The following is an 11913-nucleotide window of genomic DNA, read 5'->3' as shown; positions in this document are numbered from 1 at the left end:
TCAGGCAGGAAGGGAACCGTGAAGCAGCCGAATATCCTGTGGATCTCCACGCATGACATCAACCCGGATCTCGGGTGCTACGCGGGGGTGTGGCCGGGCGCGGAATACGCCGTGACCCCGAACCTCGATCGACTCGCCGCGGAGGGCGCCCGGTTCGACAAGGCCTTCGCGGCGGCGCCCATCTGCGCTCCCGCGAGGTCGGCGATCATGACGGGCTGCTTCCCGACGGCGATCGGGACCATGCACATGCGCACGAAGGCCGTGCCGCCGCCGGAGGTTCGGCTGCTCCCGGAGTATTTCCGGGCGGCGGGGTATTGGACGGCGAATAACGTCTTCACCGACTTCCAGGTCGAGGTGCCACGCACTGTCTTCGACGAGTGCAGCCCCACGGCGCACTGGCGCAACCGTCCGGACCCGGACCAGCCGTTCTTCATCGCGTTCCATGGCATGGCCACGCACGAGTCCCAAATCTACCTTGAGGCCGAAGCGTTCGCGGCGGCGACCGCCCACGTGCCCGAGGACGCGCGGCACGACCCGGCCGCTGCGCCCGTGCCTCCCTATTACCCCGACACTCCCGTGTTCCGGCGGGCGATCGCCCGGTACGCGGACCTCGTCACGGAGATGGACCACTGGGTCGGAGGGATCCTTGCCCAGCTGGAGGACGACGGCCTCGCCAGGGACACGATCGTGGTGTTCTGGTCCGATCACGGGCGGGGGATGCCGCGGGCCAAACGGTGGGCGAACGAGGCCGGGCTCCGGGAGCCCCTCGTGGTCCGCTGGCCCGGGCACATCGCCCCGGGCACCGTCGTCGGGGACCTCGTCCACACCATGGACCTGGCCCCGACCATGCTCGCCGCGGTTGGACTGCCCGTGCCGTCCCATATGCACGGAGAGCCCTTCCTCCGGGCGGACGGCTCCGTGGCCGCACGCCCGAACGAGTTCGTGTTCGGCGGCCGGGACCGGCAAGGCGAGGCGGAGGACACGTCGCGCACGGTCCGGGATGCCCGGTATCGGTATATCCGTCATTTCCATCACGACCGCCCCGCGATGCAGCACAATCACTATCCGGACCAGCTAACGACGTGGGAGGAACTGCGGACCTTCGCGTTCCGCGAGGCCGAGCAGCTTGGCCGCGGAGAGCCGAAAAGCCTCCTCACCCCACTCCAGCGCACCTTGCTCGCGCCGAACAAGCCCGCGGAGGAGCTCTACGACGTCGAGGCTGACCCGCACGAGACGCATAACCTCGCGGGGGATCCTGCGCATGCCGCCGCACTCGCCCGGCTCCGCGGCGCGCTCGAGTCATGGCAGAGCCGGTATGGGGACCTTGGCCTCATGGACGAGGACGCCTTGAATGAGGGGTGGCGCCCTGGCGGTCGTGCCCACGCCACAGCCCCGCCCCATGTCATCGCAGCCCTCGACGGGCTCACCGCGAGCTGCCCGACCGTGGGATCCTCACTGGTTTGGACCGTGGACCCGCCCACCGAGCCCCGGGAACGGACGCCTTTCGAGAAGATTGCCGGGATTCCGGCCGACGACGGGCGCCGGTGGCACCTCTACACCGAGCCGCTACGGTCCGGCAGCGTGCCCGGCGGGTCCGAAGCCGTCTGGTTCCAGGCCTGGCGCCTCGGCTTCGAACCGAGCCCGGAAGTGACGGCTTCGTTCCCGATGGCTCGATCCGACCGCTAGCCCGCGGCGGGCTCGGGCACTCGGGCGGCTTCCGCCGTCGTCCGCTCGAGCTTCGCGCCCTCGATGTCAAGGTCCGGCAGCACGCGCGAAAGCCAGCGCGGGAGCCACCATGCGCCGTTGCCGATGAGGCGCATCACGGCGGGGACGAGCGTCATGCGGACCACGAACGCGTCGAGCAGCACGCCGAGGGCGAGGGCGAAGCCGAGCGGCCGGATCATCGTGACGTGGCTGAAGATGAAGCCCGCGAACACGCTCACCATGATGATCGCTGCGGCCGTGACCACGCGGGCCGCGTGCCGGAAGCCGGTCTTGACCGCGAGGTGCGCCTCTTGCCCGTGGACGTAGGCCTCGCGAATGCCGGACGTGATGAACACCTGATAGTCCATCGCGAGGCCGAACAGGATCCCGATGAGCAGGATCGGCAGGAAGCTCAGCACGGCGCCGGGGTGCGTGACGTCGAAGACGGGGCCGAGCCAGCCCCACTGGTACACCGCGACGACCGAGCCGAACGCCGCGCCGAGCGAGAGCAGGAACCCGCCCGTGGCCAGGAGCGGCACGAGGAGGGAGCGGAACACGAGGAGCAGGAGCACGAGCGAGAGGCCGACGACGATCGCGAGGTAGGGCGGGAGGGCGTCGGCGAGCTTCGACGAGACGTCGACGTTCGCGGCCGTCTGGCCCGTGAGGCCGATTGTCACGCCCGTGTCGCTCTGGATCTGGGCGCCCTTGGAGCGGAGGTCATGGACCACCTGGACGGTGCTCGCGCTCGCTGGGCCGTCCTTCGGGATGATCTGGAACACGGCCGTGCGGCGGTCGTCGCTGAGCGCGACCGGCACCGCGGCCGTGACTCCGGGGACCGAGCGGAGTTCGTCCGCGACGTCGAACTGCTTGGCCTTCGCGGCGTTCGCGCCGAGGCCCGACGGGAGCTCTCCGACGGCAACGATCGGGCCGGTCATGCCCTGGCCGAAGTACTTCCCCGTGGCGTCGTAGGCCTTGAATGCGCTCGACTCGACCGGCTCGGACCCGCCGTCGGGAAGCGCAAGCCGGAGCTGTGCGGCCGGGAGGGCGAGAGCGCCGAGCACGACCACCGACGCGACGAGCGCGACGACGGGATGCCGCGTGACCCAGCCGCCCCAGCCGTGCTGGGCCTTTTCGACGTCCTCGCGCGCCTCGTCCTGAGCCTTTTCCCCGCCGCGGTCGGCGAGGGCGTTCTGCGCCTCGGCCTTCGCCCAGCGGCGCCTCGAGATGATGCGCCGGCCCGTGAAGCCGAGGATGGCGGGCAGGAGCGTGACCGCGACGAGGACGGAGACCGCGACCGTGGCTGCCGCCGCGAGTCCCATGACCGCGAGGAACGGCAGGCCCGGGACCACGAGCGCCGCGAGCGCGATGATGACTGTGAGCCCCGCGAACAGAACGGCGTTCCCGGACGTGCCGATCGCGAGCGCGACCGATTCCCGCGGATCCATCCCGTGCAGCAGCTGGGTCCGGTGCCGGTTGACGATGAAGAGCGAGTAGTCGATGCCGACGGCGAGGCCGAGCATGAGGCCGAGCATGGGCGTCGTCGAGCTCATCTGGATCGCGCCCGTGAGGGCGAACGTGCCGCCCACGCCGATCGCGACGCCCGCAAGGGCCATGAGGAGCGGAAGGCCCGCCGCGACGAACGTGCCGAGCATGACGAGCAGCACGATCGCCGCCACGATCACGCCGATGGCCTCGGAGGCGCCGAAGAGCTGCGAGATGTCCTGCGTGAGTTCCTTGCTCGCGTGCGACTGGACGCCCGGGACGTGGGCCGCGAGGTCCTGGACCTTCTGGCGGAGGTCGGCCGGGAGTGCGTCCGTGGACTTCGTGAACTGGATCGTCGCGATCGCGGCCTTGCCGTCGGTCGAGACGAAGCGGAGCCCCTGCGAGGCCTGCGCCTGACGCCCCGCGAGCGCAAGGTCCGCCTTCTTCAGCGCGAGCTGCGCGGCGCCGTCGTCGGCCTTCTTCTTGCCGGCGTCGTACTGCGCCTGCCCCGCGGTTAGCTGGGCGCGCCCTGCGTCGAGCTTGGCCTGGGCGCTCGCGGTGGCCTGGGCAATGGTGGCCTCGGGCATTCCCTGCGCCGCGAGTGCCTGCTTCTGGGCATCGAGCTGCGCCTGGCCTGCGTCGAGCTGGGATTTCGACGCGGAGAGCTGCTGCGCCGACGCCGCGAGCTGCTGCTGCCCCGTGGCGAGCTGGGCTTCCGCGGCCGCGATCTGCTGCTGGCCGTCCGCGAGCTGGGCCGCCGCGCCGTCCAGCTGGGACTGGGTCGTGAACGGGTCGGTGACGTTCTGAACCCCGTCGAGGCCCTTGATCTGGGCGAGGGAGTCGCTGATGCCCTGCTTCTGGGCCGCGGTGAACGCCGCGTCGGGTGACTCGAACACGAGGCTCGCGCTGCCGCCCGCCGAGGAGGGGAGGTCCGCTTTGAGCTTGTCGAGCATGCGCTGCGTCTCGGTGCCGGGGATCTGGAACGTGTTGGAGAGCGTCCCGTGGAACGCGGCCGCGGAACCGCCCACTGCGAGGAGGGCGACGATCCACAGGGACAGGACGAGCCAGCGTCGGTCGTAGGCAAACCGGCCGAGGCGGTAGAGGAGGGTAGCCATGCGTGCCTTCTATGGGTGGGCGGGTGGGCAAGGTAGGGGTGTGGGTGAGGAAGGGGCGGGGAAGGAAGGGGGGAGGAAGGGGACAGGGACGAAGCGGCGGAGGGGCCGTCGCGGGGCCGGTCAGGGCACCGCGAAGCCGCACTTGAGGTGCGCGATGGAGGCCATGAGCAGTTCGCGGAGGCGATCGATGGACGACGGCGAGAGGTCGCCGCCGCGTTCGGCGAACCAGACCTGGAGGGAGGCTTTCCCGCAGGCCATGACGCTTCCGGCGAGGGCCTGGACGTAGAGCTCGTCGAGGGAGTCGCCTTCGCGCTTGCGGATGGCCGCGACGATCTTCTCGCTGCACTCGTCGAAGGCCTGGAGCTGGAACCGCGTCACGGGGTCGTGGCCGTGGGCAACGATGAACGATTGGGCCATGGGAGCCATGAGCTCGTGGTCCGCGAGGCCGACGAGGGCGTTGATGGCGGATTCGAGGAGCGGTTCGCCTGGGGGGCGCTCGCGGAAGCGGTCGAGGGCGGCGTCGAGGAAGCCGAACGTCGGGGCTGCGATGGCCTCGTCTGCGCTGGAGAAGTAGTTGAAGAAGGTCCGGCGGGACACGCCCGCCGCCTCGGCGAGGTCCTCGGCCGTGAAGTTGCCGAGCCCTCGTTCGCGTGCGAGGTCGACGGCGGCGAGGATGATCGACTGTCGCGTCGCGGCCTTGTTGAGCTCGCGTCGGGACGGTGCGTCGAGAGGTGAGATCACGCTCTTACACTAAGTGCAAGTTTGCACTGTGTGCAAACTTGAGAGGGGGACTCCCACCTCCGGACCCCGGCCACCTCGCGCCTCACACCCGGCCACCTCCCACCAACGCGTGGCCATGTCTCGCCGTACGCGCGGCCAGATGCGTTGTCGAGAAAAGCGAATCGGGCCGTCTCCTGCTTGTGGCAGGGACGGCCCGAAGGGCCGCGCGATGCGGGAGGCCACGGGTTGGTGGGAGGTGGCCACGGGTTGGTGGGATGTGGCCACGGGTTGGTGGGAGGTGGCCACGCGTTGGGTGGAGGTGGCCACGCCTTGGGTGGAGGTGGCCACGCGTGGGTGAGAGGTGGCCGCCGGTTGTCAGTGGGCAGCGGCCAGTTCGCCGTCGGTGGCTGTGGCCTCGTCGGCGAACGCGTTTCCGGTCCGCGACGCGTTGTACAGCCCGAGGTCGAGGATGCCCTGGCGCTTCGCGACGATCGTCGGAACGAGTGCCTGTCCAGCGACGTTCACGGCGGTGCGGCCCATGTCGAGGATCGGGTCGATCGCAAGCAGGAGGCCGACGCCGGCGAGCGGGAGGCCAAGGGTCGAGAGCGTGAGCGTGAGCATGACGACGGCGCCCGTGGTCCCCGCGGTCGCGGCGGAGCCGAGCACGGACACGATCACGATGAGCAGGTACTGGCTGAAGTCCAGGTTGATGCCGAAGAACTGGGCCACGAAGATCGCCGCAACGGCAGGGTAGATGGCCGCGCAGCCGTCCATCTTCGTCGTCGCGCCGAGCGGCACGGCGAACGACGCATAGCCTCGCGGGATCCCCAGGTTGCGCTCGGCGACGCGCTGCGTGAGCGGCAGCGTGCCGATCGACGAGCGCGAGACGAAGCCGAGCTGCACGGCAGGCCACACGCCCGAGAAGTACTGCTTTACCGAGAGGCCGTGGCTCTTGACGAGGATCGGGTACACGACGAACAGCACGAGGATGAGGCCCACGTAGATCGCGATCGCGAACTTGCCGAGCGCGCCGATCGTGTCCCACCCGTAGACGGCCACCGCGTTGCCGATGAGGCCGATGCTGCCGATCGGGGCCACGCGGATGATCCACCACAGGACCTTCTGGATGACCTCGAGGGCCGAGCGCGTGAACGTGAGGAACGGGTCGGCCTTGGCGCCCACCTTGAGCACCGCGACGCCCACGGCGATCGCGAGGACGAGGATCTGGAGGACGTTGAAGCTCACGCTCGTGGTGACGGCACCGCCGTCGGCCACGGTCGAGCTCGCGCTCAGTCCGAGGAAGTTGTGCGGGAAGAGGCCCGTGAGGAAGGCCCACCAGTCGCCGGTCTTGCCCGTGTACTTGGCCTGCTGCGTGATGCCGGTGTTGGCGCCTGGCTGGAAGCCCACGCCGAGTCCGATCCCGATCAGCACAGCGATGAACGCCGTGATCGCGAACCACAGGAGCGTGTTCCAGGCGAGCTTGGCCGCGTTGGAGACCTGGCGGAGGTTCGCGATCGAGCTCACGACCGCGGTGAAGATGAGGGGGACGACGGCGGTCTGCAGCAGGGCGACATAGCTGCTGCCGATCGTCGAGAGCGTCGCGCCGAGGCCGTTGGGCTTGGCGGAGGTGCTGCCGGTGTACTTGGCCACGAGGCCGAGGATGAGGCCGACGACGAGCGCCGCGATGATCTGCGTGCCGAACGACGTGGCCCACGCCGGAAGCCGACGCGCGCGGGTGCTGGTTGATGTGCTCACCGGAGAAACGTAGATCCGCGTGGCATGGCTCATCTAGCTAGTGTTTCGTCGGATGACGGCACACTTCGTCCGTGATCCGGGCGCGGCACCCCCGAACCTCGAGAATGCCGCGCCAGACCGCGGAAGTGCCCCGCTATTCCCCGACGGGGAGTGAGCCTTCTCTCACGCGAGCAGGGCGCGCCGGAGCGTGTCCAGACCCACGGATCCAAGATTGAGGGCCCGCGTGTGGAATTCCTTGAGGTCGAACTCGCGCCCCTCGGCCTCGGCGCGCGCCGCAAGCTCGGCGCGGGTCTGCTCCCAGAGCCGCTGCCCCACCTTGTACGACGGCGCCTGGCCCGGCCAGCCGAGGTAGCGGTGGAACTCGAAGTCGAGCTGGCCATCGGAGATCGCGAGGTTCTTCCGGAGGAAGTCGAACCCCTTCTCCGGCGTCCACGTTCCGGAGCCCCAGCGTTCGGGGACCTCGAGCTCGAGGTGCACGCCGATGTCGAACACGACGCGTGCCGCGCGCATGCGCTGCGCGTCGAGCATGCCCATGCGGTCGCCCGGATCAGAGAGGTAGCCGAGCTCGTCCATGAGCCGCTCGGCGTAGAGGGCCCAGCCCTCGCCGTGCCCCGAGACCCAGCAGATGAGGCGCCGCCAGCGGTTGAGCAGCTCGCGGCGGTAGACCGCCGTCGCGCATTGCAGGTGGTGGCCCGGGACGCCCTCGTGGTACACGGTCGTCGTCTCCGACCACGTCGTGAAGGAATCCTCGCCCGCCGGGACGGACCACCACATGCGGCCGGGCCGCGAGAAGTCGTCCGACGGCGCCGTGTAGTAGATCCCGCCGTCCTGCGTCGGGGCGATCATGCACTCGAGCTTGAGCATGGGCTCGGCGATCTCGAAGTGGGTCCCGGCGAGGTCCGCGACCGCCTTGTCCGAAAGTCCCTGCATCCACGCGCGGAGGGCGTCGGTGCCCTTGAGCTGACGGGCCGGGTCCGCGTCGAGCGCCTTCTTGGCCTCCTCGATGGTTGCGCCGGGCTTGATCTGCTCGGCGACCGCCTCCTGCTCGGTGATGATGCGGTCGAGTTCCCCGACGCCCCACGCGTACGTCTCTTCGAGGTCGACGGCCGCGCCCAAGAAGCGGCGCGAGGCGAGCGCGTACCGCTCGCGCCCCACGGCGTCCTTCTCGGGCGCCTGCGGGAGAAGCTCGTCCTCGAGGAAGCCGGCGAGCTTTGCGTAGGCCCCCGACGCCGCGGCGCACCCGTCCGCGAGGAAACGGGCGACGTCGGCAGGCAGGGGAGCGCCGCCGTCGAGCGTCGCGTTCGCGGCGAGCTGGGCGAAGAAGCCCGTACCCTCCGCCCCGTAGCCGCGGGCCTGGCCGACGACGGCGCGCACCTGCCGTGCGGCGGCGACTCGGCCCTCCGCGGCGGCGGCGCGCAGTGAGGTGAGATAGCCGTCGATCGCGGCCGGCACGTTCGCAGCGCGGCCCGCGATGTGCGCCCAGTGCTCGGCCGTGTCCGTCGGCATGAGGTCGAAGACGGCTCGGATGTGCTGCGCGGGGGAGTCGATGTTGTTGAGCTCCCCGAGTGACCAGCCGCTCTCGTGCTCCTCGACCTCGAGGCCGAGGCGCTCGCGCATCGCGTCGAGCGTGACGTCGTCGATCTCGTCGGCGGGCTCGACGCCGTCGAGCTCGGCGAGGGTCGCACGCGCGAGGGCGAGGCGCGCGTCGCGGCCCGCGGGCGTGTAGTCGGGGTACTCCGTCTCGTGGCCCGCGAAGCCGAGCTCGGTCGCGAGCGACGGGTCGAGTTCGAGGAGCCGGTCCGTGAAGGCTTCGGCGACGGCGTCGACGGCGGTGGGCGCTCGGCGCACGGTGGTTTGGGTCTCTTGGGTGTTCTGAGTCACGTTCCAGAGCCTAGCTTGGCCCTCCGACATGTGAAAGAACCCGTGCACACTTCGGCCAAGCCGGCTTTTCCAGTCATCCGCCCTAACTCCCCAACTCCTCCGCCGACGTCCCCAACTTCAAAGCCGTCACGCCGCGGAGAACCGCGGAATCGCGGGGCACGCGCCGTCGTCCGCGGTCGGAAGCTGGGGAGGTTGGCGTGAAAGCTGGGGAGGTTCGCGGGGAAGCTCCGGCATCCGGAGGCGAAGGCGCCCTAGAAGCGGCCGCGCCGCTGGCTCATCATGTTCCGCGGGCGCAGGGCGGCGCGGCGGATGCGTTCGCGGCGGGTCAGCGCCGCGGGGGCCTCCTCGGCCTCCTCAGAAGAACCGACGGCGGCGAGCACGGCTGTGACCGCGGCGAGTTCCTCGGGGGTCGGGTTTCCTTTGGTGACGGCGAACAGCGGCGAGGGCTCGACGGCGGGGACCTCGCCGTCGTCGTTCGCCGCCCCGGGGGCGGCAGGCGTCGCGTCACTCACAGCGGGATGTTCCCGTGCTTCTTGGCGGGCATCGACGCGTGCTTGTCGCGCAGGGCGCGCAGCCCGCGGAGCAGCTGGACGCGCGTCTCGGACGGCGCGATGACGGCGTCGATGTAGCCGAGCTCCGCGGCCTGATACGGGTTGAGGAGCTCCTCCTCGTAGTGGCGGATGAGCTCGGCGCGCTTCGCCTCGACGTCGCCGCCGTCCGCCTGGACGCCCGCGAGCTCGCGGCGGTACAGGATGTTCACGGCGCCCTGCGCGCCCATGACGCCGATCTGCGCCGTGGGCCACGCGAAGTTGAGGTCGGCGCCGAGCTTCTTCGAACCCATGACGATGTACGCGCCGCCGTAGGCCTTGCGGCAGATGACGGTGAGCTTCGGCACGGTGGCCTCGGCGTACGCGTAGAGGAGCTTCGCGCCGCGGCGGATGATGCCCTGGAACTCCTGGTCCTTGCCGGGCAGGAAGCCCGGGACGTCCACGAGGGTGATGATCGGGATGTTGAACGCGTCGCAGTGACGCACGAAGCGGGCGGCCTTCTCCGACGCCGCGATGTCGAGCGTGCCCGCGAACTGGATGGGCTGGTTCGCGACGATGCCGACGGTGTGGCCCTCCATGCGGCCGTAGCCGATGATGACGTTCGGCGCGTAAAGCGACTGCATCTCGAGGAAGGCGCCTTCGTCTACGATCGCCTCGATGACGCGGCGCATGTCGTAGCCGTGAGTCGGCGAGTCGGGGACGAGGGCATCGAGCGCGAAGTCCTCGGGGGTCTCCTCGAGTTCGGGGTCCGCGTCGAGCACGGGCGCCTCGACGAGGTTGTTGGACGGGAGGTAGTCGAGGAGCTCGCGGACGAACTCGATCGCGTCCTTCTCGTCCGCCGCGAGGTACGTCGCCGTTCCTGTGGTCGCGTTGTGCTGGCGGGCCCCGCCGAGCGTCTCCATGTCCACTTCCTCGCCCGTGACCGTCTTGATGACGTCCGGGCCGGTGATGAACATGTGGCTCGTCTTGTCCACCATCACGACGTAGTCGGTGAGCGCGGGGGAGTAGGCGGCCCCGCCCGCGCACGGGCCCATGATGAGCGAGATCTGGGGGACGACGCCGGACGCGGCGACGTTGTTGCGGAAGATGTCCGCGAACATCGCGAGCGAGGCGACGCCCTCCTGGATGCGCGCGCCGCCGCCATCGTTGATGCCCACCACCGGGCAGCCGTTGCGGAGCGCGAACTCCTGGACCTTGACGATCTTCTCGCCGTTGACCTGGCTGAGCGAGCCGCCGTAGACCGAGAAGTCCTGGCTGTAGACGGCGACGAGCCGACCGTCGACCGTGCCGTAGCCCGAGGCGACGCCGTCGCCGAGCGGCTTCTTCTTCTCCATCCCGAAGGCGGTGGAGCGGTGCACGGCAAGCGCGTCGAACTCGACGAACGAATCCTCGTCGAGGAGCATCTCGATGCGTTCCCGGGCCGTGTTCTTCCCGCGGGCGTGCTGCTTCTCGACCGCCTCCGGACCTGAGGGGAGCAGTGAGGCGGCCCGGCGATCGCGGAAGTCCGCGATCTTGCCCGCGGTCGTGGTCAGGTCGTGGGTCACGTGCTCCAACTCTCGATCGGCGATATGGTCACATGTAGGTTCTTCCACATGTAGGTTCCGCACAATGAGCGGAGCCGTCTCCACAGTCTAGTAAGCGATGCGTGGGCTCCGTGTGTAGGAACCCTACAATTTCTCGGCGCGTTCTGCCTGCGAGCCGGCGTCGGCGCACTCTTGTTACTGACGAGTAACAATGACTACACTGAGTCTATGACGACGATCACTCCCGGCAACGGCGTGCCCTCCTATGATGCCGGGGCGCGCAGCCTCTCGGGCCGAACCCTCGTGATGAGCGGAGGGAGCCGCGGAATCGGCCTCGCGATCGCGAAGCGCGCGGCGGCCGACGGCGCGAACATCGTCCTCCTTGCCAAGACGGCCCAGCCCCACCCCAAGCTCCCCGGCACGATCTACGACGCGGCCGACGAGATCGAGGCGGCCGGCGGCCACGCGCTTCCCGTCGTGGGGGACGTCCGGAGCGACGACGACGTCGCGCGCGCGGTGAGTGCCGCCGTCGAACGCTTCGGAGGCATCGACATCGTCGTCAACAACGCCTCGGCGATCGACCTCTCCACGACGGATGCGATCGACATGAAGCGCTACGACCTCATGCAGGACATCAACGCGCGCGGGACCTTCCTCCTCTCCAAGCTCGCGCTCCCGGCCCTGCGCGAGTCCGCGGGCGCCGGCCGAGGCGCCCACATCCTCACGCTCTCGCCGCCGCTCAACCTCGATCCGCGCTGGGCGGGCGCGCACCTCGCGTACACGATGGCGAAGTACGGCATGAGCCTCGTGACGCTCGGCCTCGCCGAAGAGCTGCGCCCCGACGGGATCGGCGTCAACTCGCTGTGGCCGCGCACCGCGATCGATACGGCGGCGATCCGGAACGTCGTGGGCGGCGATGAGATGGCACGGTCGACTCGCAGCCCCGAGATCATGGCCGACGCCGCGCACGCGATCCTGACGAGCGATCCGCGCACCACGACGGGCCAGTTCTTCGTCGACGAGGACGCCCTCCGACGCGTCGGGGTGACCGATTTCGCGCACTACAGCCTCGGCGCGCCCGAGGATCGGCTCGTGCCGGATTTCTTCCTCTGACGCGAAGATTTAGTTGGTTGGTGATCTCGTTAGCTGGCGCGAGCGAGGGTGACCTGGTAGCCCATGGCTTCG

At 69.6% G+C, this 11913-nt stretch carries 8 protein-coding genes; 2 read left to right on the top strand and 6 right to left on the bottom strand.

The features are described 5' to 3' along the window. Positions 1–18 precede the first annotated feature (18 nt). Entirely contained in the window at positions 19–1686 is a 1668-nt protein-coding gene (locus SPF06_RS18045; protein WP_323280525.1) for a sulfatase family protein, read from the top strand. Here SPF06_RS18045 and SPF06_RS18040 read toward each other — a convergent pair. The 6 genes from SPF06_RS18040 to SPF06_RS18015 form a co-directional block, all read right to left on the bottom strand. Then, positions 1683–4301 (bottom strand): MMPL family transporter, encoded by a 2619-nt coding sequence (locus SPF06_RS18040; protein WP_323280524.1) that lies wholly within the window; start codon positions 4299–4301, stop codon positions 1683–1685. The two genes, SPF06_RS18045 and SPF06_RS18040, sit on opposite strands and share 4 nt — an antisense overlap. A 120-nt stretch (positions 4302–4421) precedes the next feature. Then, positions 4422–5042: a TetR/AcrR family transcriptional regulator gene (locus SPF06_RS18035; RefSeq protein WP_323280523.1), complete on the bottom strand. Its 621-nt coding sequence runs from the start codon at positions 5040–5042 to the stop codon at positions 4422–4424. 354 nt (positions 5043–5396) lie between these two features. Further along, a complete protein-coding gene (locus tag SPF06_RS18030) occupies positions 5397–6776 on the bottom strand; it encodes a dicarboxylate/amino acid:cation symporter (protein WP_323280522.1) in 1380 nt (459 codons plus the stop codon). A 162-nt stretch (positions 6777–6938) separates the two neighbouring features. Continuing rightward, entirely contained in the window at positions 6939–8657 is a 1719-nt protein-coding gene (locus SPF06_RS18025) for a DUF885 domain-containing protein (RefSeq protein ID WP_323280521.1), read from the bottom strand. Positions 8658–8908: 251 nt separating this feature from the next. Next, positions 8909–9169, bottom strand: coding sequence for an acyl-CoA carboxylase epsilon subunit (locus SPF06_RS18020; protein ID WP_323280520.1), 261 nt, complete (start codon positions 9167–9169; stop codon positions 8909–8911). After that, positions 9166–10749: an acyl-CoA carboxylase subunit beta gene (locus tag SPF06_RS18015; protein WP_323280519.1), complete on the bottom strand. Its 1584-nt coding sequence runs from the start codon at positions 10747–10749 to the stop codon at positions 9166–9168. The genes SPF06_RS18020 and SPF06_RS18015 overlap by 4 nt, the downstream gene beginning before the upstream one ends. A gap of 207 nt (positions 10750–10956) precedes the next feature. On the opposite strand from SPF06_RS18015, the gene SPF06_RS18010 reads away from it, so the two are divergent. After that, entirely contained in the window at positions 10957–11841 is an 885-nt protein-coding gene (locus SPF06_RS18010) for an SDR family oxidoreductase (protein ID WP_323280518.1), read from the top strand. Positions 11842–11913 lie beyond the last annotated feature (72 nt).

The sequence above is a fragment of the Sinomonas terricola genome, from assembly GCF_034931225.1.
GTDB classification, from domain to species: domain Bacteria; phylum Actinomycetota; class Actinomycetes; order Actinomycetales; family Micrococcaceae; genus Sinomonas; species Sinomonas terricola.
This window is presented reverse-complemented; position numbering and strand designations above follow the sequence as displayed.

What these genes read in the sequence shown, in the direction of transcription:
- SPF06_RS18040 (WP_323280524.1), bottom strand. Translation starts at nt 4,301, where the DNA reads ATGGCTACCCTCCTCTACCGCCTCGGCCGGTTTGCCTACGACCGACGC.
- SPF06_RS18010 (WP_323280518.1), top strand. Translation starts at nt 10,957, where the DNA reads ATGACGACGATCACTCCCGGCAACGGCGTGCCCTCCTATGATGCCGGG.